Source organism: Winslowiella toletana, assembly GCF_017875465.1.
GTDB classification, from domain to species: domain Bacteria; phylum Pseudomonadota; class Gammaproteobacteria; order Enterobacterales; family Enterobacteriaceae; genus Erwinia; species Erwinia toletana.
Genome location: NZ_JAGGMQ010000001.1, coordinates 1,420,659 through 1,443,599, shown reverse-complemented (window position 1 = coordinate 1,443,599; position 22,941 = coordinate 1,420,659). Strand labels below are relative to the sequence as shown.

General features: G+C 55.2%; 16 protein-coding genes. 12 read left to right on the top strand and 4 right to left on the bottom strand.

The features are described from left to right. Positions 1-38 precede the first annotated feature (38 nt). The 4 genes from J2125_RS06720 to J2125_RS06705 are packed head-to-tail and all read left to right on the top strand — an operon-like array spanning position 39 to position 2,141. Positions 39-812 carry an FCD domain-containing protein gene (locus J2125_RS06720; protein WP_017803545.1) on the top strand — a complete coding sequence of 258 codons (774 nt, stop codon included), beginning with the start codon at positions 39-41 and terminating at the stop codon, positions 810-812. Continuing rightward, positions 812-1,279, top strand: a complete 468-nt coding sequence (locus tag J2125_RS06715) for a GNAT family N-acetyltransferase (protein ID WP_017803546.1) — start codon at positions 812-814, stop codon at positions 1,277-1,279. The genes J2125_RS06720 and J2125_RS06715 overlap by 1 nt, the downstream gene beginning before the upstream one ends. Before the next feature lie 4 nt (positions 1,280-1,283). Then, entirely contained in the window at positions 1,284-1,916 is a 633-nt protein-coding gene (locus J2125_RS06710) for a YitT family protein (protein WP_017803547.1), read from the top strand. Between the two features lie 30 nt (positions 1,917-1,946). Next, positions 1,947-2,141 carry a hypothetical protein gene (locus J2125_RS06705; protein WP_017803548.1) on the top strand — a complete coding sequence of 65 codons (195 nt, stop codon included), beginning with the start codon at positions 1,947-1,949 and terminating at the stop codon, positions 2,139-2,141. A 51-nt stretch (positions 2,142-2,192) separates the two neighbouring features. Here J2125_RS06705 and J2125_RS06700 read toward each other — a convergent pair whose 3' ends face one another. From J2125_RS06700 to galR, 4 genes are all read right to left on the bottom strand, one after another. Further along, positions 2,193-2,486, bottom strand: a complete 294-nt coding sequence (locus tag J2125_RS06700; RefSeq protein ID WP_017803549.1) for a DUF805 domain-containing protein — start codon at positions 2,484-2,486, stop codon at positions 2,193-2,195. 432 nt (positions 2,487-2,918) lie between these two features. Beyond that, positions 2,919-3,119, bottom strand: coding sequence for an ADP-ribosylation factor GTPase-activating family protein (locus tag J2125_RS24950; protein ID WP_241764048.1), 201 nt, complete (start codon positions 3,117-3,119; stop codon positions 2,919-2,921). A 102-nt stretch (positions 3,120-3,221) separates the two neighbouring features. Further along, positions 3,222-3,491 (bottom strand): hypothetical protein, encoded by a 270-nt coding sequence (locus J2125_RS24945; protein WP_241764049.1) that lies wholly within the window; start codon positions 3,489-3,491, stop codon positions 3,222-3,224. Positions 3,492-3,715: 224 nt separating this feature from the next. Next, on the bottom strand, positions 3,716-4,717 hold the full coding sequence (gene galR / locus J2125_RS06690) for an HTH-type transcriptional regulator GalR (RefSeq protein ID WP_017803551.1): 1,002 nt from the start codon (positions 4,715-4,717) through the stop codon (positions 3,716-3,718). 225 nt (positions 4,718-4,942) lie between these two features. Between galR and J2125_RS06685 the strand changes: the two genes are divergently transcribed. The 8 genes from J2125_RS06685 (at position 4,943) to J2125_RS06650 (ending at position 22,938) form a co-directional block, all read left to right on the top strand. Next, the gene (locus J2125_RS06685) at positions 4,943-7,225 is read left to right on the top strand and encodes a molybdopterin guanine dinucleotide-containing S/N-oxide reductase (protein ID WP_017803553.1); all 2,283 of its coding nucleotides are present in this window, start codon (positions 4,943-4,945) and stop codon (positions 7,223-7,225) included. A 269-nt stretch (positions 7,226-7,494) separates the two neighbouring features. After that, complete coding sequence (locus J2125_RS06680) at positions 7,495-9,210, top strand: penicillin-binding transpeptidase domain-containing protein (RefSeq protein WP_017803554.1); 1,716 nt, start codon at positions 7,495-7,497, stop codon at positions 9,208-9,210. Positions 9,211-9,645: 435 nt separating this feature from the next. Further along, positions 9,646-10,776 (top strand): efflux RND transporter periplasmic adaptor subunit, encoded by a 1,131-nt coding sequence (locus J2125_RS06675; protein WP_017803555.1) that lies wholly within the window; start codon positions 9,646-9,648, stop codon positions 10,774-10,776. A 10-nt stretch (positions 10,777-10,786) separates the two neighbouring features. After that, positions 10,787-13,915, top strand: a complete 3,129-nt coding sequence (locus J2125_RS06670; protein ID WP_017803556.1) for an efflux RND transporter permease subunit — start codon at positions 10,787-10,789, stop codon at positions 13,913-13,915. Beyond that, positions 13,908-15,305 (top strand): efflux transporter outer membrane subunit, encoded by a 1,398-nt coding sequence (locus J2125_RS06665; protein ID WP_017803557.1) that lies wholly within the window; start codon positions 13,908-13,910, stop codon positions 15,303-15,305. The genes J2125_RS06670 and J2125_RS06665 overlap by 8 nt, the downstream gene beginning before the upstream one ends. Positions 15,306-15,479: 174 nt before the next feature. Next, entirely contained in the window at positions 15,480-16,691 is a 1,212-nt protein-coding gene (locus J2125_RS06660; protein WP_051050865.1) for an MdtA/MuxA family multidrug efflux RND transporter periplasmic adaptor subunit, read from the top strand. Continuing rightward, a complete protein-coding gene (locus J2125_RS06655; protein ID WP_017803559.1) occupies positions 16,688-19,843 on the top strand; it encodes a multidrug efflux RND transporter permease subunit in 3,156 nt (1,051 codons plus the stop codon). Before J2125_RS06660 ends, J2125_RS06655 begins: the two co-directional genes overlap by 4 nt. After that, positions 19,840-22,938, top strand: a complete 3,099-nt coding sequence (locus tag J2125_RS06650; protein ID WP_017803560.1) for a multidrug efflux RND transporter permease subunit — start codon at positions 19,840-19,842, stop codon at positions 22,936-22,938. Before J2125_RS06655 ends, J2125_RS06650 begins: the two co-directional genes overlap by 4 nt. Positions 22,939-22,941 lie beyond the last annotated feature (3 nt).

Sequence of the window (22,941 nt, the reverse complement as noted above, 5' to 3'; positions counted from 1 at the left end):
GATATTCTCAACATCGTCAATGGGTTAAGGGTGATTAAGTGGATAAGGGCGCACCTCCGCAAGAGAGAAAGCAGTATCAGGAAATTGGTCACGATCTGCGTCAGCAGATTATTGCTGGACACTATCCGGTCGGTTCCCGCCTGCCGCCGGAGCGTAATATCGCGGAAACCTGGGGCGTCAGTCGTACAATTGTGCGCGAGGCGTTGCTGATGCTGGAACTGGAAGGCACCGTCGATATCCGGCAGAGTTCCGGCGTCTACGTGATGCGCATTCCTTCGGAAAGTGGCGATGAAGAGGAAGCTTTTTTCCGCAGTGACGTCGGGCCGTTTGAGATGCTGCAGGCGCGCCAGTTGCTGGAGAGCAATATCGCCGCCTTTGCCGCGAAGATGGCTACCAAAGCGGATATCGAAAACCTGAAACGTACGCTGGAGCAGGAGCAGAAGGCGATTGCCATCAATGACTACAGCCAGGATAACGACAAGATGTTTCACCTGCTGCTGGCGGGCGCGACGCAAAATCAGATGCTGCTGGATACCGTCAACAGCGTCTGGCGCCATCATGAAAGCAGCCCGTTGTGGCAGCAGTTACGCAGTCATATTGAAACCCGCAGCTACCGGCTGAAATGGCTGGGCGATCATCAGACCATTCTGGCGGCATTGCGCCGTCGCGATGTGATGGGTTCCTGGCAGGCGATGTGGCAACATCTGGAAAATGTGAAAAATACCCTGCTGGAGTTATCCGATGCCGATGCGCCGGATTTCGACGGTTATCTGTTCGAATCGGTACCGATTTTTCAGGGGAAGCTGATCTGATGGCGCTGCGTATTGTCTCGCTGACTGAAGCGCCAGAACATCGGGAACTGATTACCGACTGGCTATGGCAGGCGTTTGGTAGTGACAACAGCCGTGACTTTTATGCCAGTGTGATTAACAGCTGTCTGAGCGGCCAGCATCTGCCGCTGACTTTTGTCGCGCTGGAAGGCTCGCAGCCGGTGGGCACCGTTGGCGTCTGGCGTTGCGATCTTATCAGCCGTCAGGATCTGTTTCCGTGGCTGGCGGCGCTGTACGTCGCACCGGAGTATCGCGGCAGAGGCGTAAGCGAGCAGCTGCAACAGCATGTCATCGCCTGGTGCCAGGCGCATAATTATCCTGAGATCTGGCTTTATTCCGCCTGTGCTGACTATTATGAGCGCTTTGGCTGGCGTTACATTGGCGATGCACTGGATTATCCGGATATACCGGTGCGTCTGTATCATCAAGCGATTTCAGGTACAGCTTAACAACATGCGAGATGAAAAAAGTAAAACGGGGATGATGGCGCCATCAATCTCCCATACCACTGCGGATGACGTTTATGGCCTTGCGCTGGGGGTGATGTTTATCTCCATTGGCCTGAATATGCTGCATTTTTCCGGCATGGTGACCGGCGGCGTGGCGGGGATTGCGCTGCTGCTTTCGTACTTTGTGGCGATGAAAATCGGCACTCTGTTTATCCTCGTCAATCTGCCATTTATGGCGTTCTCCTGGTGGAAAATGGGCGGTGCTTTTACCTTTAAGACGTTAATGGTTAATTTTGCCTTAATGGCCGCTTCGCTGGTGATCCCTGACTTGCTGAAAATCGACTATATCCATCCGGTATTCTCTTCGCTGGTGGGCGGCACCATTATCGGCATGGGGATTTTATGCCTGGCGCGCCATAACGCTTCGGTGGGCGGCACCGGAGTGATTACGTTATGGGGGCAGAAGGTTTACGGCGTTAACGCCGGGAAGACGCAGATGATGCTGGATGTGGTGGTATTTGTAATTGCACTGGCGAAAGTGCCTGGCAACTTATTGCTGTGGTCGGTACTTAGCGCGGTGGCGATGAACGCCATGTTATTACGGTGGCATAAGCCGGGGCGTTATAGCGGGGCTTAGGAAAGCCCTAATCTAAAAGGGAAAGATAAGATGGTTGATAAACGCATTCTTAAAATGCAGACATTGATTCAGCGCCAGCACAACGCTGGTACTGCCAGCGATAAGGCGCTACATGAAATTAATGCCATAGTTGCAGATGCAAAGCACGAAGATGCGAAAGCATCAATTATTGCTATATCAGACAAACGTGGCCGCGCTATTGGTGACTTCCAGCAGCGGGGCTGAAGGGACGACTTGTTTAGGGTGAGATGATAAATGGCTATATTTATCAAAAGCTTAATATTTTTTTTGCTCATCTTTTTTCAACGGCGCTGGAAAGAAAAGAAACGGTATCATTAAATAGGGTGCAATTATAAGAAGTATAATCACGGCCTTAGAATAACCAATATCATTAATTCTGCGAACAGCAGATGAGAGTAATGGGAGGATAAAGAGCAAAAGAGGAAGGATGGCGATAGTATCATTAACAGTAATAAATTTAAGGTATAACGTAAACCAGCAGAGCTGGAATAACACAAATGTGACATATTCCAGGCGTGAATCCTTTCCCTCATAATTAAATGAGTTCATAAAACCACGCCGCAGGATATTAACTAAGGATTTTAGCATAGATATTAATCACTAACAGGCTAAGAGAAGAAAAGAACGATGCCAGATAGACTTTAAAGAAAGGTATGTTTTGGAAATCAATCAAGACATCATAATGCTCTGCGGATTCCATACCTTCTGTAATGAAAAAATATGAAAATATGCACAGGAATATACAATATAAAATAATTGTAAAGAAATAAAGGTGACTTTTTTTACTTTTATAACTCACTAAAAACACAATGAGAAATGAAAGTAAGAAAGAAACGAACGCTCCCAATTTGAAAGCAAGAAAATATCGCATGTCAGATATTGATATATTGAAAGGAATGAAATATTTCATTATAAACGGTAGCGAGAAATACCCAGCCATTAAATATAGTATCCCTGCGAAAATTGTTATGATTTTGTATTTCATCTTTTCTCTGCCTTTTTTAATATTTTCATTAAATCAGGCAACTCATTTCGGGGATGCACCATGACAAGCTGTTTAATTTTGGAATCGTACTTTGCTGCAGCTTCTGGAGTGCCTTTTCCTCCATCCGAAACAAAGAACTCTGCTTTTTGATTGCCAAAAAGCGTGATGTTAGGAATAGGATCGGTTCCAAAACTCAAAATTCTATCCGTGGGTATTTTCCACCCTTTTTTAAGACCTCTGGAATATACTCTGATTTGAACCCATCTAACGGCGTATAAACGAATCTTGAACCGCTGTATTCAAGCACGAAGTTCAGCTCTTTTTTTTACACTATCTTTCATTACCAAAGTGGCACCAAAGAGAATTTTTAAATTCTGCCAAAGTGTGGTGGTGTCAGGGGTTATAATCTCTCCTTCCATGTAAACATCTTGTTTTTTGCAGAGCTGATACACCATCTTATGCACTTGCATCATGGTTGAACCTATACCGTGCCAGTTGGGTGCCTCACGATTATAGACCCTTTCAGTGACGACGTAGATTCCAATCCCTTTGTAGGTGTCTGTAGCCATTGTTGATAAAACCTCCTTGTTGTTAAATGTTATTCTTTGAATGTTAATGCTTTTCAAAAAAATAATTGTTGAGTCTGGAACTATATTTAATCTTATACTCTTACATAGACTAAACATCATAATTCATAAGTTTGACTAATGTTGTTGGTGTTTTCAAGCACATATTGACTAATCTTCCTCACTATCATTAGCCTGCCAACGACACTATGCGCTAATAGCAAATTTTAACCTGGCGCTCCCACCGAATGACGACGCACCAGCGTCGGGCTAAACATATTGGTGACTTCCGGCAGCGGGGCGCCATGCGCCAGCGCCAGCGCCAGTGCGGCCGCCTGCTGTGCCATCGTGACAATCGGATAACGCACGGTGGTCAGACGCGGGCGCACATAGCGCGACACCAGCACATCATCAAAACCGATCAGTGACATCTCTTCCGGCACGCGAATGCTGTTATCACTCATCACCGCCAGCGCCCCAGCGGCCATCGAGTCGTTATAGCAGGCTACCGCGCTGAAGTTTTTACCGCGCCCCAGCAGTTCGGTCATCGCCTGCTCGCCACCCAGTTCGTCCGGTTCACCAAACGCCACTAACCGGTCGTTACACGGCAGATTGTGTTCGCGCAACGCGTCGTAATAGCCCTTCAGACGATCTTCGGTATCGGAAATGGCGTGGGTCGAGCAGATAAAGCCAATATTATTATGGCCCTGCTGAATTAAATGGCGGGTTGCCAGCCAGGAACCATAGCGGTCATCAAGTGCAATACAGCGTTTTTCAAAACCGGCAAGGGAGCGATTTACCAGCACCATTCCGGGGATCTGCTTCATCAGCCCGGCCAGTTCTTCGTCGGGGACTTTTTTGGCATGCACCACCAGTGCTGCGCAGCGATGGCGCATCAGTTGTTCAATGGCTTCGCGCTCTTTCTCTTCATCATGGTAACCGTTACCAATCAGCAAAAAGTTTCCCGTTTGCCAGGCCACCTCATCAACCGCTTTTACCATGGCGCCAAAAAAGGGATCGGAAACATCGCCGACCACCAGCCCAATGGTTTCGGTTGATTGTTGCGCCAGCGCGCGTGCATTGGCGTTTGGATGATATTGCAACTGCTCCATGGCGCTGTTAACTGCCAGTCGGGAGCTTTCACTCGCTTTCGGTGATTTATTGATCACACGCGATACGGTGGCGACAGAAACGCCCGCCAGTTTTGCAACATCCTTAATGGTAGCCATCTGTTTACTTACTTCCCGGGAAAACGTTTACACATAAATTCAGTGTTGCGGAAAATGCAGGCTGATTCAAGCCGCGAGAATGCCAGCGGTGTCGCAAAGCGTGAGGAAAGATGACGCTTTGCACCCTGAAGTCGCCGAATGCGACTCGCATCACATAGCGGCTGACGGCGATGTAAAAAATGATATGCTGGTGGCAGACTTTTCCACCTGCAAGCCGGACAACAGATGACAATCAAGAAAGTGCCACATCTCGCCCACTGGGGCGCGTTTACCGCCGTAACGGATAGCGGCAAACTGACAGGCTGTGAGCCTTTTTTTGCTGACCAGGATCCGTCACCGATGCTTAACACCATCCCTGAACTGGTCTACTCCGATAAACGCATCCGTAAACCGATGGTGCGCCGCTCATGGCTGAAGTCACGCGAAAACAGCGATCGCACGTTGCGCGGACGTGAAGACTTTGTCGAAGTGGACTGGGATACCGCACTGGATCTGGTGGCTGAAGAGAACCGCCGGGTGCGCGATCGCTATGGCGCTTCGGGGATCTTTAACGGCTCTTACGGCTGGTCATCTGCCGGACGCGTCAACCATGCGCGTACCCTGATTCGTCGCTTCTATTTTAGCGGTGGCGGCGGTGTTGATCAGCAGGGTAACTATAGCTGGGGCGCGGCGCAGTTTTTCCTGCCCTATGTGATTGGCACTTATATGCCGTTAACCGGCCGCGTCACCGACTGGCCAAATGTGGTCGAGCATTGCCAGCTGTTTGTCGCTTTTGGTGGATTAGCGCTGAAAAATGCGCAGGTCGCCTCCGGTGGCGCCGGACAGCATAGTCTGAAACCCGCGCTGCAAAAGCTGGCGGAGAAAGGCACGCGGGTGATCAATATCAGCCCGATGCGCGACGACTGCCCGGAATTTGTTAACGCAGAATGGATCCCGATCCGCCCGAATACCGATGTGGCGCTGATGCTGGCGCTGGGTTACGAAATTGAACGGCGAGGCGCGGTCGATAACGCTTTCCTGCAGAGTCACTGCGTCGGTTACAGCGAGCTGCGCGCCTATCTGACCGGTGAGAGTGATGGCGTCGCTAAAACGGTGGAGTGGGCCAGCGCCATTACCGGCATTCCGGCGGCGCGTATCGCGCAGCTGGCGCAGCAACTGACTGGCGTGCGCAGCTTTATTACCTGCTCATATGCGGTACAGCGCGCGCATCGTGGCGAGCAGCCATACTGGATGATGATTGCCTTATCATCAATGCTTGGCCAGCCTGGCTTGCCGGGCGGTGGCTTCTCCTTTGGTCATGGCTCAATGAACAGCGTTGGCAATCCACGCGTCGAAGCGCCTGCGCCACAGATGTCTACCGGGCCAAACCCGTCAGGACTCTCGATTCCGGTGGCGCGTATCAGCGATATGCTGCTTAAACCCGGCCAGCCGTACAGCTTCCAGGGCGAAACGCATCATTACCCGGATATTCATCTGGTGCACTGGGCGGGCGGCAATCCGTTCCATCATCATCAGCAGCTTAATCGCCTGGTCGAAGGCTGGCAGCGCCCGGATACGGTGATTGTGCAGGATATCGTCTGGACGCCAGCGGCGCAGATGGCCGATATCGTGCTGCCGGTAACCACCACGCTGGAGCGTAATGATATCGGCGGCTCGTCGCGTGACCGCTATGTGTTAGCCATGCACCAGGCGATTAAGCCGCAGCATCAGGCGCGTAACGACTTTGATATTTTTGCTGATATTGCCGATCGTCTCGGCTTCCGCGCGCAGTTCACCGAAAATCGTAATGAGATGCAGTGGATTGAGCACCTCTATCAGCAGTGTGCGGTAGCCCATGCCAGCAAAGGCGTACACTGGCCGGAGTTTGATGAGTTCTGGCAGCGTGGTTTTATTGAAATCCCGCAAGGCGATAAGCCGTATATCTTTATGGAAGATTTCCGTCACGATCCGCAGGCCAATCCGATTAAAACCGCCAGCGGTAAAATCGAACTGTTTAGCAGCACCATTGCCGGTTATCAGCTGGATGACTTTGCCGGACATCCGGAGTGGCGGCCGCCGCAGGAGTGGCTGGGCGCGGAGATCAGCCACGATTATCCACTACATATGATCTCGATTCAGCCGGGCGACCGTCTGCACAGTCAGCTGGATGCCACGCCAACGGTGCAGGCCAATAAAACCGCCGGACATGAAACGCTGTGGATGCATCCGCAGGATGCGGCCACCCGTGGTATTGGCGATGGTGAAGCAATTAAAGTCAGCAATGCGCGCGGCGCAATGCTGGCTGGCGTGCGTCTGACGGACGGCGTCACGCCAGGCGTGGTGCTGATCTCCACCGGCGCCTGGTTTGACCCGGGATTTGGTAAAGCCGAATGGCAGCCGTTCGATCGCGCCGGTAATCCGAACGTGTTAACGCTGGATATCGGCACCTCGTCGCTGACCCAGGGACCGAACGCCATGAGTTGCCTGGTTCAAATTGAAAGCGCTAATGATTGCAAAAGTGTTGAATAATCACATAGCTGGTTACACTTTGCGGTTAACTGTTGCGAATCATTGATGGCGGCCCATCAGCCGGACTTGCTAAATTTTAAGTCCCAGAGGTATTGATGGGTGAACATCAAAACGTTTTATTTGCTTGATTACACCAACCTGCGCAGATGCGCAGGTTTTTTTTGTGCAAAAAACATCCATCATGAAATGAAACACAGTTTTCCTGTTAACTGGCCGGGCTATTCTCTATAACCCGTTGTAAGACACTCTTTTAATTCAGCCAATATAAAATGCCGCGACTAAAAAAAATTCTGGGTAAAGATCAGATCAAAGCCTCATTTAATCCTTTTCGCTTCCGCCTGATCTGTCTTGGGGTGTTTGGTTGCATGGTGCTGCTGCTGGGATGGGTGGGCGATCTGCAACTGATTAACCATCCGATGCTGGAGCATGAGGCCGATCAACGTTCCCTGCGCACGGTAACGTTGCCAACCAATCGCGGCACCTTACTGGACCGCAATGGCGAAGCGCTGGCGCTCAGCGTGCCATCACGCGATGTGATTGCCGATCCAAAGCGCGTACTGGAAGCCCATCCGGATTTCAGCAGCGCCAAATGGCAATACCTCGGCAATGCGCTGAATCAGTCGCCTGACCAGATTGCGGCGCAGATTAACGCTAACCCGCAGCGCCGTTTTCTGTTTCTCGGACGCAAAATCGAACTGGGTATCGCCAAAGATATCGGCCAGCTGCATCTGAAAGGGATCTCCACCCAGTATGATGACAGCCGCTTTTATCCGATGAGTGAGGCGACCGCACCGCTGCTGGGCATTGTCGGCACCGATAATAAAGGGCTGAACGGGCTGGAACATGGTTACGATAAGCTGTTGCAGGGTGAGGCGGGTCATGAGCAGTATCGTCAGGATGGCGACGGCAATATTATCGCCATGATCGACTATCAGCCGCCACAGCAGCCGCCAACGGTGCAGCTGAGCATCGATAAATTCGACCAGTACACGATGTACACCAAACTGCGTGAAGGCGTGTTGCTGAATAAAGCGGATTCCGGCGCGGCGGTGCTGATTAAAATCGATACCGGTGAAGTACTCGGCATGGCCTCTTACCCGTCGTTTAATCCAAATAATTTCGCCGATGTCTCACCGGCGCAGATGCGTAATGCGGCGATTAATGACAGCTTTGAGCCTGGCTCGACGGTGAAGCCGCTGGTGGTGATGGAAGGGCTGGAACGCAAACTGGTGCGTCCCGATTCGGTGCTGGATACCACCCCTTACCGGGTTAATGGTCACTTAATTCGTGACGTTGGCCACTGGCCGCGTCTGACGATGACCGGAATTTTGCAGAAATCGAGTGATATCGGCGTATCGCATATTGCGCTGGCGATGCCGGCGCAGGTGCTGGTGAATACCTTTAGTAACTTTGGCCTCGGCAAACCCACCGGACTGGGACTGAGCGGCGAGAGTGTCGGTTACTTCCCGCTGCACCGGCAGCGCTGGGCCGATATTGAGCGCGCCACCTTCTCCTTTGGCTATGGACTGCGCGTCACGCCGTTACAGATTGCGCGTGAATACGCCACGCTGGGGTCGTTCGGCATCTACCGTCCGTTATCGATTACCAAAGTGACGCCGCCAGTGATCGGCACGCGGGTGGCGAATGCCGATACGGTAAAAGCGGTGGTGCATATGATGGAGAGCGATGCGCTGCCGGGCGGCAGCGGTGTGCGCGCTGCGGTGCCGGGCTATCGTCTGGCGATTAAAACCGGTACTGCCGAGAAGATGGGGCCGGAAGGAAAATATGATGGCGGCTATATCAACTACACCGCTGGCGTGGCGCCCGCCAGTAATCCGCAGGTCGCGCTGGTGATTATGATTAACCATCCCACCGCAGGCGATCACTTTGGTGGCTCGGTGGCCGCGCCGGTATTCGGCAATATCATCGGCCCGGTATTAAAACATATGAATGTGGCGCCGGATGCGCTGTACGGGCATGGTTGAGCCTGTTATCAATAAGGCGGCGTTCTCGCCGCCCGTCGTATAAGATAATTCTCAATAAAATCAGACTGTAACAACATAGTGGAAAATTCACACCTGCTTTCACTTCGACGGACTCATTTGCTTTTTGCCGCTGGTTTCCGTGGCGGCGTATTGAGAGGATAAGGGTCCCAGAGGTATTACTTGGTGAGAATGCAGCCTGTCCGACAGGCTGACACCCTGTTCAGTTGCACCAACCCACGCAGATGTGTGGGTTTTTTTTTGCCTTCCGCTCACCCTCCTGCACATTTCCGCCACATTTCGTCCAGACGTAGTGTTTCGCAAACATGCTTTACGCAAACTTAACACCGCCGCTTTTGCGTCCAACTTATAATGCCTCTCTTTTGAGAATGATCGTTCTCGTATTTTACTAAAATAACATCCAATCGAGAGTTCACCATGCAGCTTAAATTCCTCTCCGCGAGTGTGATTTTTTTGCTGGCCGCCTGCGACCAGAGTTCAGCGCCCGCCACCAGCAACCCGGTTACTGAAGTTGGGGTCGTGACCTTGCAGGCCGAACCGGTCACGTTAATGACCCAGCTGCCTGGCCGCACCACCGCGGTCAGAAGTGCTGAAGTGCGTCCGCAGGTTAGCGGCATTATTACCCAACGTCTGTTTACCGAAGGCGGCGAAGTCACTGCTGGTCAGCCGCTGTATCAAATCGATGCCGCCAGCTATCAGGCGGCGTATGACAAAGCGCAGGCGACGCTGACGAACGCCAGTATGCTGGCGAAGCGCTATAAACCGCTGGCGGCGGCGCATGCGATTAGCGGGCAAAGTTATGATGACGCGGTCGCCGCGGCGAAAGAAGCGCAGGCCGATCTGGAAACGGCGCGCGTTAACCTTAACTACACCCGGGTGCGTGCGCCGATCTCCGGCCATATTGGTCGTTCGCTGTCAACCGAGGGGGCGCTGGTGACCGACGGCCAGAGCAGCTACCTCACTACCATTCAGCAGCTGGATCCGATCTATGTTGATGTCAGCGAGTCGTCGCAGGATCTGCTGCGTCAGCGCCGTGCGCTGGCCAACGGTCAGCTGACGGCGGCGGGCGATAACGCCGCGGCGGTAAAACTGACGCTGGAAGATGGCTCCGCATACGCTCAGCAGGGCAAGCTGGAGTTCTCCGAAGTAACAGTCAACGAGAGCACCGGCACTGTCACCATGCGCGCCTCTTTCCCGAATCCGCATAACGAGCTGTTGCCTGGCATGTTTGTCCACGCCAGCTTTCCGCAGGGGATTGCCGCACAGGGACTGCTGGTGCCGCAGCAGGCGATCGGCCATGACGTTAAAGGCAAGCCGTATGTCTACGTGGTGAATGCGGACAGCACCGTGGCGCAGCGCACGGTGACCACTGGCGAAATGATGCAGGACAAATGGCTGGTGACCGCCGGGCTGCAAGCAGGCGAAAAAGTGGTAGTCAGCGGCCTGCAATCGATCCGCAGTGGCGTAAAAGTCGATGCCAGAGAGAGCGATCTCAGCAGCACCCGCTCAGCCGCCAATCTGACCACCACCGATGCCTCCGCGCAATAGGGAATAACCGATGTCGAAGTTCTTTATCGAACGCCCCATTTTTGCCTGGGTGGTGGCGATTATTGTAATGCTGACTGGCGGCATCTCGATTTTGTCGCTGCCGATTAATCAGTACCCCAATATTGCGCCGACAGCTATCTCCGTCAGCGTGACTTATCCGGGCGCCAGTGCGGAAACCACCCAAAACACCGTGGTGCAGGTGATTGAGCAGCAGCTGAATGGTATCGATAACCTGCGCTATATCGAGTCGCAAAGTAACAGCGACGGCAGCGCTACCATTATTGTCACCTTCGATCAGGGCACCGATGCGGATATCGCCCAGGTTCAGGTGCAGAACAAAGTCTCGCTGGCGGAGTCACAGCTGCCGACTGAAGTGACGCAGCAGGGCATCAATGTGCGTAAATATCAGGCCAACTTTATGATGGTGGTGAGCCTGATTTCGCAGGATGGCAAGCTCAGCAATGGCGATCTCGCTAACCTGCTGGTGTCGAAGCTGGAAGATCCCATCGCCCGCAGTAAAGGGGTTGGCGACTTTATGGTGATGGGTTCGGAATACGCGATGCGTATCTGGCTCGACCCGGCAAAACTGTTTAAATATCAGCTGATCCCCAGCGATGTGACCACCGCGATTAGCCAGCAAAACGTGCAGGTTTCCTCCGGTAAACTGGCGGGACTGCCGACGGTGCAGGGGGCGAAAACCAGCGCCACCATTATTGGCAAAACCCGTCTGCAATCGGTGCAGCAGTTTGACAATATACTGCTGAAAGTGAACAGCGACGGTTCGCAGGTGCGCCTCAGCGATGTGGCGAGGGTCGATCTCGGGCCGCAGGATTACAGCATTTCCGCCACCTATAACGGCAAGGCGTCAGCCGGTATCGCGCTGCGTCTGGCCAGCGGCGCAAATCTGCTGGATGCCACTTCAGCGGTGCGTGACACGGTGAATAACCTGAAATCCAGCCTGCCGGATGGCGTGGATGTCGCCTTCCCTTATGACACTTCGCCAGTGGTCAGCGCCTCAATCGAAGAGGTAGTGAAAACCCTGTTTGAAGCCATTGCGCTGGTATTTATGGTGATGCTGGTATTCCTGCAAAACCTGCGCGCCACGCTGGTGACGACCATGGTGGTGCCGGTAGTGCTGCTTGGCACCTTCGGTATTCTGGCTGCTTGTGGTTACTCGATTAACACCCTGACGATGTTTGGCATGGTGCTGGCGATCGGTCTGCTGGTGGATGACGCGATTGTGGTGGTGGAGAACGTCGAGCGTGTGATGCATGAAGAGGGGCTGGATCCGAAACAGGCCACCATCAAATCGATGACGCAAATCCAGGGCGCGCTGTTTGGAATTGCGCTGGTGCTGTCGGCGGTGCTGCTGCCGATGGCGTTCTTTAGTGGTTCTACCGGGGTTATTTATCGCCAGTTCTCGATCACTATCGTCTCGGCGATGGCGCTGTCGGTGCTGATGGCGCTGACGTTTACCCCGGCGCTCTGCGCCACCATCCTGCGATCCAGCGCTGCTGAACATAAAACCGCCGGTCTGGCCGGCTGGTTTAACCGTAAATTTGACGCCGGTACGCTGCGCTATACGAAGAGCGTCGGTACGGTAATTTCACGGCGTAATCTGTTCCTGGTGATCTACTTAGGCATTATCGTCGCCACTGGTTATCTGTTTACCCGCGTGCCGACCTCATTCCTGCCCGCCGAAGATCAGGGCGTGATGATGATGCAGGTCACCTTACCGGCGAATGCTTCCGCTGAGCGCACCCAGCAAGTGCTGGATGAGATGGGCGACTGGCTGCTGACCAGGGAGTCTGACACCGTCAGTTCGGTATTTGCGGTAAATGGTTTTAGCTTCTCTGGTCGTGGTCAGAACAGCGCGATGGCGTTTGTGAAGTTAAAAGACTGGAGCCAGCGGGGCAGCCAGCAGTCAGTCGCGTTGCTGGCGCAGCGCGCGATGGGCCATTTCTCCACCCTGAAGGACGCCAAAGCCTTTGCGCTGGTGCCGCCAGCGGTGATGGAACTGGGTAACGCTACCGGTTTTGACTTCTTCCTGCAGGACACCAAAAACCAGGGGCATGAAAAGCTGATGGCGGCACGTAATCGGTTCCTGCAACTGGCGGCGCAGGATCAACGCCTGACGGCCACGCGCCCGAATGGCATGGAAGATGAGCCGCAGTATCAGCTGGAAATTGATGATGAGCGCGCCCGCGCCCTTGGACTGAGCCTGGAAGATATCAATGACACCCTGTCGGCGGCCTGGGGCTCCAGCTATGTTAACCAGTTTATGTACCAGGGCCGCGTGAAGAAGGTGTATATCCAGGGAAACGCCGGTTCCAGGGTAACACCGGAAGATATGAACAAGTGGTATTTCCGCAACAGCAGCGGCGAGATGGTGCCGTTCTCCGCCTTTGGCAGTGGCAAATGGGGCTATGGCTCGCCGCGCTTCGAACGTTTTAACGGTGTCTCGGCGGTAGAGATTATGGGGTCGCCAGCCAGCGGCTACAGCTCTGGCGATGCGGTCAGCGCGGTCAAAGAGATTGCGGCGAAACTGCCTGCCGGTTATGCAGTGTCATGGCATGGACTCTCTTATGAAGAGCAGCTCTCCGGTTCACAGACGCCAGCGCTGTATAGCCTGTCGATTCTGGTGGTGTTCCTCTGCCTGGCGGCGCTGTATGAGAGCTGGGCGATCCCGTTCTCAGTGCTGCTGGTCATTCCGCTTGGCGTGCTCGGCACCATTGCGGCGGTACTGATGCGCGGGCTGCAAAATGATGTGTTCTTCCAGGTAGGTTTGCTGACCACTATCGGACTGGCAGCGAAAAACGCCATTCTGATCGTTGAGTTCGCCAAAGAACTGCATGAGAAAGAGGGCAAAGGGCTGGTGGAAGCCGCGATCGAGGCGGCCAAAATGCGTATTCGCCCGATTATTATGACCTCGATGGCTTTTGTGCTGGGGGTGCTGCCGCTGATGTTATCGCACGGCGCTGGCGCCGGTAGTCAGCACTCAATTGGCACCGCGGTGGTTGGCGGCATGATCACGGCGACTTTCCTCGCCATCTTCTTTGTGCCGATGTTCTACGTGGTGGTAGCACAGCGCTTTGCCGGTAACAAAACCGCCCATTCTGAGGTTAACAATCATGATTAAAACCACATTGTCGCTGGCGATTAGCCTGCTGCTGGCCGGTTGCAGCCTGCAGCCCGATTATCAGCAGCCAACGCTGCCGGTTGACAGTCAGTATCACGCGCCGGTCGCGCAGCAAGCGGGCAATGGCGCTGATATCGCCTGGCAGGACTTCTTTACCGATCCGGTAATGAAGCAGCTGATTAGCCTGGCGCTGGAAAACAATCGCGATTTGCGCGTGGCGGCGTTGAATGTCGACGTGGCGCGCTCGCAGGTGCAGATTGATCGCGCCGCGCTGCTGCCGACGGTATCGCTGTCTGGCAGTGAGACGGCGCAGCATCTGCCCGGCAATCTCTACAGCACCAAAAGTTCCGGGCCGGTGACTTATCACCAGTTTGATAGCAGCCTGGGGGTGACATCATGGGAGCTGGATTTTTTTGGTCGCCTGCGCAGTTTGCGCGATCAGGCGCTGGAGAGCTATCTGGCAACCGACGCCACGCAACGCGCCACGCGTATCAGCCTGATTGCTGAAGTGGCTTCCGGCTATCTGTCGCTCTGCGCGGATAATGCGCTGCTGAAACTGGCGCAGCAGACGGTACAGAGTCAGCAGGCCTCTTATGATCTGACCAGACGGAGCTTTGATGCCGGGGTTAGCAGCGATCAGGAGCTGGCGCAGGCGGAAACCTCGGTGCGCAGTGCGCAGGCCGATGTCGCCTCTTATACCCGCCAGCTGCGTCAGGATGTCAACGCCTTAACGCTGCTGGCCGGTACGCGTCTGCCGTCAGATTTACTGGCCAGCGCCGAACTGAAACAAACCTGGCGCTTTCCGGCCACCCCGGCGGGTCTGCCGTCGGATCTGCTGACGCGCCGCCCGGATATTATCGCCGCGGAACATACGCTAAAAGCGGCGAATGCCAATATCGGCGCGGCGCGCGCGGCGTTCTTCCCCAGCATCAGTCTGACGGCATCCGGAGGGTCGTCAAGCAGTAGCTTAGGCCATCTGCTGGAGGGCGGCACCGCGGCCTGGTCGTTTGGCCCGTCAGTTAACCTGCCGATTTTTGACGGTGGGGTGAATCAGGCTAACCTTGATGTGGCGCAGCTGCAGAAGCGCATCGAAATCGCCAGCTATGAGAAAGCGATTCAGACCGCGTTCCAGGAAGTGGGCGATGCGCTGGCCGGTGAGGATACATGGAAAGCGGAGCTGCAGGCGCGTCAGCAGGATCAGGCGGCTAACCAGCGCTATTACCACTATGCCGAAATCCGTTTCCAGCAGGGGGTCGATAACTATCTTAATGTGCTGGTGGCGCAGCGTTCGTTGTATAGTGCCCGGCAGGCAGCGATTAGTGCTCAGCTGGGACAGCTTAATCAGCAGGTTACACTGTATAAAGCGCTCGGTGGTGGCTGGAAGTCTTGATTGCTTTCGCAATCCTTACACTCTGAGCATAGAAATTAATCAGCTACCCAGATGATAATGTATCGCAATTGTACCCGTCATACTTCAGGCTGCATCTTTGTTGGCTGCGCGGGCGGCGTTAACGCCGCCCCTACAGGATGTTTTAACTAATTTTATTTGATTAAAAAGAACCTCATGACCTTCACCGCTAAAAAATCCCTGTTTCGCCGCATCCTGTTGGTTGTGATTCTGTTATTGATTATTGCCGCGCTGGTGTGGCGCTTCTGGCCAACGGGTCAGCAGAGCGCGGGAGGTCCTCCTGGTGGCTCTGGTGGCCCGGGTATGATGGGCGGCGGTAGCACGCCGGTGCATAGCGGTGAGGTCACGCTGGCCGATGTCCCGGTCTATCTGAATGCGCTGGGCACGGTGATCCCTAATGCCAGTGTGACGGTGACCAGCCGGGTGGATGGGCAGCTGACAAAAGTGCTGTTTACCGAAGGTCAGCAAGTGAAGGCCGGACAGCTGCTGGCGCAGATCGATCCGCGCAGCTACCAGGCCACCATGGCGCAGTATCAGGGCACGCTGGCCGAAAATCAGGCGCTGCTGAAAAGCGCCGAGCTGACGCTGAAACGGTATCAGAAACTGTACGCCCAGGATTCTCTGGCGCGGCAGGATCTGGATAGCCAGATTGCCACCGTGGGTCAGTATCGCGGCACGATTAAAGCGGCGCAGGCGCAGATTGATGCGGCAAAACTGGACATTGAATATGCCAGCATCACTTCGCCAATCAGTGGCCGCGCCGGTTTACGGCTGGTGGATGCCGGTAATATGGTGCACAGCAGCGATACCACCGGCATTGTCACGATTACGCAAACCCAGCCTGCCGCCGTCACCTTCAGCGTGCCGCAGAGCAATATCCCGCTGCTGGCGAAAGCGCTGCATAACGGCCAGACGCTGCCCGCCACCGCTTTTGATCAGGATGGCAGCACGCAGCTGGAGCAGGGCGTGGTGCAGTTTATGAGTAACTCAATCAATACCGATACCGGCAGCGTTGAGCTGAAGGCAACCTTTGCCAATCAGCATGATGCGCTCTACCCGAACCAGTTTGTTAATGTGCGGCTGCAAACCGGCACCCTGAAGCAGGCGACGGTGATCCCGGCGCAGGCGTTACAGCTGAGCAGCGACGGCAGCTTTGTTTATCTGATTAAGCAGGACAACACCGTCAGCCGTACCGCAGTGCAAACCGGTCCAGGCTTTGGTGAAGATCAACAAGCGATCCTCTCCGGGGTAAAAGCGGGCGATCGGGTGGTGACAGAGGGGATTGATCGCCTGTCAAACGGTAGCAAAGTCGAGCTGGTCAGCGCGCAGCAGACTAAAGCCGCTGGCGGGAGCGCGCAGGCGCAATGAATCCTTCGCGTATCTTTATCGAACGTCCGGTAGCCACCATCCTGCTGATGGTGGGGGTATTACTCTCCGGGCTGTTTGCTTATCGTTTTCTCTCCACTTCGGCGCTGCCGCAGGTGGACTATCCGACCATTCAGGTCACCACTCTTTATCCCGGCGCCAGCCCGGATGTGATGGCCTCTTCGGTCACCGCGCCGCTGGAGCGTCAGCTGGGGCAGATGGCGGGACTCAGCCAGATGACTTCCAGCAGCGCCAGCGGTTCGTCGGTTATTACGCTGAAATTCTCGCTGGAACTGTCGCTGGATGTGGCGGAGCAGGAAGTGCAGGCGGCGATTAATGCCGCCGACAGCCTGCTGCCGGGCGATCTGCCCAACCCGCCAACCTATAAAAAGGTCAATCCGGCGGATAGCGCGGTAATCACCCTGGCGGCGACCTCCGATACCCTGCCGCTGACCAAAGTGCAGGATCTGGTAAATACCCGTATTGCGCTAAAGCTGTCGCAAATTTCCGGCGTCGGTATGGTGACGCTGGCGGGCGGCCATCAGCCAGCGATCCGCGTGCAGATGGATCCGAAAGCGCTGGCGGCCCATGGGCTGACACTGGAAGACGTTAATACCCTGATCAGTAACAGTAACGTTAATGGCTCGAAAGGGGGCTTTGACGGCAAGTACCACTCGGTGACCATTGATGCCAACGATCAGCTGCGTACTGCAGAAGAGTACGGCAACCTGATTCTGACATATCAGAATGGCGCAGCGCTCAGGCTGCACGATATCGCGCAGATTTCTGAGGCGGCGGAGAACAGCTACCAGTCGGCATGGGCGAACCGCAGTCCGGCGATTGTAATTAGCGTGCAGCGCCAGCCGGGCGCCAATGTGATTTCGGTGGTGGATAATATTAAGGCTCAGCTGCCGACCTTGCAGGCGGCGCTGCCGGATGGCGTAAAGGTACAGATCCTGTCGGATCGCACTCAGACCATCCGCGCCTCCATCAGCGATGTGCAGTTTGAACTGATGCTGTCGATTGCGCTGGTGGTGATGGTCACATTCCTGTTCCTGCGTAATGTCGCGGCGACGCTGATCCCCAGCGTGGCGGTGCCGTTGTCGCTGGTCGGCACCTTTGGCGTGATGTATCTGTGCGATTTCAGCCTGAATAACCTGTCGCTGATGGCGCTGACTGTCGCCACCGGCTTTGTTATCGATGATGCGATTGTGGTGGTGGAGAATATTTCGCGGCGGCTGGAAGAGGGGGAAACCCCGATGCAGGCGGCGTTAAAAGGATCGGCGCAGATTGGCTTTACCATTATCTCGCTGACTTTCTCGCTGATTGCGGTGCTGATCCCGCTGCTGTTTATGGGCGATGTGGTCGGGCGGCTGTTCCGCGAATTCGCTATTACGCTGGCGGTGGCGATTCTGGTGTCGATGCTGGTGTCATTAACCCTGACGCCAATGCTGTGCGCTTATCTGCTGCGCCATATTCCTGAACATCGTCAGAGCCGCTTCTACCGTAAAGGGGGCCAGTTTTTCGATATGCTGGTACGCGGCTATGACCGCATGCTGACGGTGGTGCTTAATCATCAGCGCATTACGCTGCTGGTGGCGCTGGCGACGCTGGCACTGACCGCGCTGCTGTATCTGGTGATCCCTAAAGGCTTTTTCCCGGCACAGGATACCGGGCTGATTCAGGGGGTGACCGTTGCCTCGCAGGATGTCTCGTTTGGCGAGATGGCGAAACGCCAGCAGCAGCTGGCCGATATTATTCTGCAAAACCCGGCGGTGGACAGCCTCTCCTCGACCGTCGGTATTGATGGCAATAACACCAGCCTGAATAGCGGTCGCTTGCAGATTAACCTGAAGTCATTTGACCAGCGTGATGAGCGCGCCGATACGGTTATCGCCGGGCTAAAACAGGCGACACAGCAGGTGCCCGGCATTCAGCTGTATATGCAGTCGTCGCAGGACTTAACCGTTAATGACCAGGTGACGCCAAGCCAGTACCAGTTCACGCTGGATGATGCCGATAGTGAAAGCCTGGTGCAGTGGTCACCGCAGCTGGTGGCGGCGATGCAGAAGCGCCCCGAGTTTAACGCGGTGGTGAGTAATTTACAGGATCAGGGGCAGGTGGCGTATGTGGAGCTGAACCGTGATGCGGCGGCGCGCTACGGCATTACCGCTTCCGATGTCGATACGGCGCTGTACAATGCCTTTGGTCAGCGGCTGGTATCGACCATTTTCACCCAGTCGAATCAGTATCGCGTGGTGCTGGAAGTACAGCCGAAATACCAGCAGTCACCGGCATCATTTGATGATATCTGGCTGGCCAGCAGCACCTCGTCGTCGGACAGTTCGACAACCACTACTTCGACCTCCTCCACAACCACCAGCAGCGGTATGGTCAGGCTGACATCGATCGCTAAAATCCATCAGCGCACCGGTTCGCTGGTGCATATGCGCCTTAATCAGTTCTCCGCGGTCACTGTCTCCTTTAACCTCAACGAAGGCTATTCGTTAGAGCAGGGACAGCAGGCGATTAGCGATCTCAGCAAGCAGCTGGCGCAGCCTGCCAGTATCACGCTGCGCTATCAGGGCGAAGCGGCGGCATTCCAGAGCGCCACCAGCAATACGCTGTGGCTGATTCTGGCTGCGCTGCTGACCATGTATGTGGTGCTGGGGATCCTGTATGAGAGCTTTATCCATCCGGTTACTATTCTGTCGACCCTGCCGTCGGCGGCGGTGGGCGCGCTGTTAACTCTGCTGCTGGCGGATACTGAATTCAGCCTGATCGCGCTGATTGGCGTGATCCTGCTGATCGGCATCGTGAAAAAGAACGCGATTATGATGATCGACTTTGCGCTGGAGGCGGAGAATAAGCAGCATCTCAGCCCGCGCGAGGCGATCCATCAGGCCTGCTTACTGCGTTTCCGTCCGATTCTGATGACCACCATGGCGGCGCTGCTTGGTGCGCTGCCGCTGATGCTGGCGCAGGGATCCGGCGCGGAGCTGCGTCAGCCGCTGGGACTGGTGATTGTCGGCGGGCTGATCTTCAGCCAGGTGCTGACGCTGTTCTCCACACCGGTGATCTATCTGTGGTTTGACGGCCTGTCGCAGCGCAGCAAACGCTATCTGCGTAACGCGCAGCAGCGGAGAGGCGAATGAATATCGTCAGACTGTTTATCTTCCGCCCGGTCGCCACACTGCTGTTAACCCTTGCGCTGCTGTTGCTGGGCGCGCTGGGTTATCGCCTGCTGCCAGTGGCGCCGCTGCCGCAAGTGGATTTCCCGACGATTATGGTTTCCGCCAGTCTGGCGGGCGCCAGTCCGGAAACCATGGCGGCGACGGTGGCGACCCCACTGGAACGCGCGCTCGGCCAGATCGCCGGGATTACCGAAATGAGCTCCAGCAGTTCGCAGGGGTCGACCAACGTTATTCTGCAGTTTGAGTTAAGCCGCGATATTAACGGCGCGGCGCGCGATGTGCAGGGGGCGATCAATGCCGCACGCAGCCTGCTGCCAAGCAGCATGGCGTCGCTGCCGACATACCGCAAAGCCAACCCGTCGGATGCGCCGATTGTGATGCTGGCGCTGACCTCCTCGGAGGTCAGTAACGGCGAGCTGTACGATCTGGCATCCAGCAAAATTAAGCAGAAAATTGCTCAGGTGCAGGGCGTAGGCGAAGTGTCGCTGGTGGGCAGTGCGCTGCCAGCGGTGCGCATCGATCTGCAACCGCAGCAGCTGACCCATTTTGGCGTCTCGCTGGATACGGTGCGCAGCGCTATCGCTAACAGCACCACTAATCTGCCAAAGGGGATGCTGGAAGGCAGTAACCAGTCGTGGGTGGTGGACAGCAACGGCCAGCTTGACAGCGCCAGCCAGTATCGCAATCTGGTGGTGAGTTATCAGAGCGGCCGCGCCATTCACCTTAGTGATGTGGCGACGGTATATGACTCGGTAGAAGATAAATATAACGTCGGTTACTACAACCAGACGCCATCGGTAATGCTTGGCGTAACGCGTTCGGCTGGCGCCAATATGCTGGAAACCATTGATGCCATCAAGGCGCAGCTGCCGGCGTTGCAAAAGGATCTGCCGGGCGATGTCAGCCTGAAGATCGTGGTCGACCGCTCACCGAATATTCGCGCCTCGCTGTATGACACCGAGGAGACGCTGCTGATCGCCATTGCGCTGGTGATCGGCGTGGTGTTTGTCTTTCTGCGCAATCTGCGCGCGCTGATTATCCCGGCGGTGGCGCTGCCGGTGTCATTAATTGGCACCTGCGCGGTAATGTATCTGCTGGATTACAGCCTCGACAACCTGTCGCTGATGGCGCTGATTATCGCCACCGGCTTTGTTGTCGATGATGCGATTGTGGTGCTGGAAAATATCACCCGCTATATCGAAGAGGGACTTAGCCCGGTGCGCGCCTCGCTGAAAGGGGCACAGGAAGTAAGCTTTACCGTGCTGTCGATGACGCTGTCGCTGGTAGCGGTATTTATCCCGATTCTGCTGATGGGCAGTATTGTCGGACGACTGTTCCGTGAATTTGCCGTTACGCTGACGGTATCGCTGATTATCTCGATGCTGGTGTCGCTCAGTCTGACGCCGATGCTCTGTTCACGTCTGCTGCGCCGTAAGCCAAAAGTAACGGAGCGCCCGCATCCGGTCTATCAGTGGATTGAAAACCGCCTGAACGGGCTGCTGGCGGCCTATGCGACGGCGCTGAACTGGGTGATGCGCCATCAGCGTCTGACCCTGTTCAGCCTGATGCTGACGATTATCCTCAATGTCTTTCTCTATTCAGTGGTGCAGAAGGGCTTTTTCCCCAACCAGGATACCGGCCTGCTAATGGGGATGCTGCGCGCCGATCAAAATATCTCGTTCCAGGCGATGGAGCCGAAACTGAAGACCTTCGCCAACATGATTCAGCAAGATCCGGCGGTGGATGGCGTGATGTCATCGATCGGCAGCGGTGCTTTTGGTTCGCGTAACAGCGCCAACTTCTTTGTCCATCTGAAAGATTTCGATCAGCGTGACGCCAATGCGACTGAAGTGGCGAACCGCTTAAGCGCCAAAGCGCGCAATATACCGGGCGTCGAACTGTTTCTGATGGCGGCGCAGGATATTCATATCGGTGGACGCAGCGCCAACGCACAGTATCAGTACAGCCTGCAGGCTGACGATCTCGATACTCTGCGTATCTGGACGCCGAAAGTGAAAGCGGCGCTGGAGAAGATCCCGCAGCTGACCAGCGTCGACTCCGATTCGCAGACTGGCGGTCAGGAGGTGATGATCACTATCGATCGTGAGCGCGCCACCCGGCTTGGCGTCGATGTCAATATGGTCGATACCCTGCTGAATAACGCCTTCAGCCAGCGTCAGGTGGCCACCCTGTACCATACGCTGAATCAGTATCATGTGGTGATGACGCTGGATGAGAAGTACACCCGCGATCCGGCGATGCTGAATCAGCTGTTTGTGGTTAATGACAATGGCGATCAGGTGCCGCTTTCCGCTTTCGCCAGCTTTAGCGGCGGCAATTCACCGCTGTCGGTCTCCCATCAGGGGCAGTCGGCTACCAGCACGATCGCCTTTAACCTTGCCGATGGCGTTTCGCTGGAGCAGGCGCAGGCGCTGATTAAAACCGCGATGGCGCAAATCGCCCTGCCGGATACCATCCAGGCCGGTTTCCAGGGCACAGCGAAAGCCTTTGCCGAGCTGACATCCTCAATGCCATGGCTGATTCTGGCGGCGCTGGCGGCGGTGTATATCGTGCTGGGCATGCTGTATGAGAGCTATATCCATCCGCTGACCATCCTGTCGACGCTGCCTTCCGCCGGCGTCGGGGCGCTGCTGCTGTTGCTGCTGACCAATACTCAGCTCACGGTGATCGCGCTGATCGGTATTCTGCTGCTGATTGGCATCGTGAAAAAGAACGCAATTATGATGATCGATTTTGCGCTGGCCGCCGAGCGCCAGCAGGGCATGACGCCGCAGCAGGCGATCACGCAAGCCTGTCTGATGCGCTTCCGCCCGATCATGATGACCACCCTGGCGGCCTTTTTCGGCGCACTGCCGCTGGCGCTGGGCAGCGGTGGCGACGCCGATCTGCGCAGCCCGCTTGGCCTGGCGATTGCTGGCGGCCTGGCGCTTAGCCAGTTACTTACGCTGTTCACTACTCCGGTGGTGTACCTCTATCTTGATCGCGCCAGTCGCGCCACCAGACGTCAGTGGCAACGACTGCGCCATGCTGAATAATTG

What these genes read in the sequence shown, in the direction of transcription:
- J2125_RS06700 (WP_017803549.1), bottom strand. Translation starts at nt 2,486, where the DNA reads ATGAACTCATTTAATTATGAGGGAAAGGATTCACGCCTGGAATATGTC.
- J2125_RS06660 (WP_051050865.1), top strand. Translation starts at nt 15,480, where the DNA reads ATGACCTTCACCGCTAAAAAATCCCTGTTTCGCCGCATCCTGTTGGTT.
- J2125_RS06710 (WP_017803547.1), top strand. Translation starts at nt 1,284, where the DNA reads ATGCGAGATGAAAAAAGTAAAACGGGGATGATGGCGCCATCAATCTCC.
- J2125_RS06655 (WP_017803559.1), top strand. Translation starts at nt 16,688, where the DNA reads ATGAATCCTTCGCGTATCTTTATCGAACGTCCGGTAGCCACCATCCTG.
- J2125_RS06650 (WP_017803560.1), top strand. Translation starts at nt 19,840, where the DNA reads ATGAATATCGTCAGACTGTTTATCTTCCGCCCGGTCGCCACACTGCTG.
- J2125_RS06665 (WP_017803557.1), top strand. Translation starts at nt 13,908, where the DNA reads ATGATTAAAACCACATTGTCGCTGGCGATTAGCCTGCTGCTGGCCGGT.
- J2125_RS06715 (WP_017803546.1), top strand. Translation starts at nt 812, where the DNA reads ATGGCGCTGCGTATTGTCTCGCTGACTGAAGCGCCAGAACATCGGGAA.
- galR (WP_017803551.1), bottom strand. Translation starts at nt 4,717, where the DNA reads ATGGCTACCATTAAGGATGTTGCAAAACTGGCGGGCGTTTCTGTCGCC.
- J2125_RS06685 (WP_017803553.1), top strand. Translation starts at nt 4,943, where the DNA reads ATGACAATCAAGAAAGTGCCACATCTCGCCCACTGGGGCGCGTTTACC.
- J2125_RS06675 (WP_017803555.1), top strand. Translation starts at nt 9,646, where the DNA reads ATGCAGCTTAAATTCCTCTCCGCGAGTGTGATTTTTTTGCTGGCCGCC.
- J2125_RS06670 (WP_017803556.1), top strand. Translation starts at nt 10,787, where the DNA reads ATGTCGAAGTTCTTTATCGAACGCCCCATTTTTGCCTGGGTGGTGGCG.
- J2125_RS06705 (WP_017803548.1), top strand. Translation starts at nt 1,947, where the DNA reads ATGGTTGATAAACGCATTCTTAAAATGCAGACATTGATTCAGCGCCAG.
- J2125_RS24945 (WP_241764049.1), bottom strand. Translation starts at nt 3,491, where the DNA reads ATGGCTACAGACACCTACAAAGGGATTGGAATCTACGTCGTCACTGAA.
- J2125_RS06680 (WP_017803554.1), top strand. Translation starts at nt 7,495, where the DNA reads ATGCCGCGACTAAAAAAAATTCTGGGTAAAGATCAGATCAAAGCCTCA.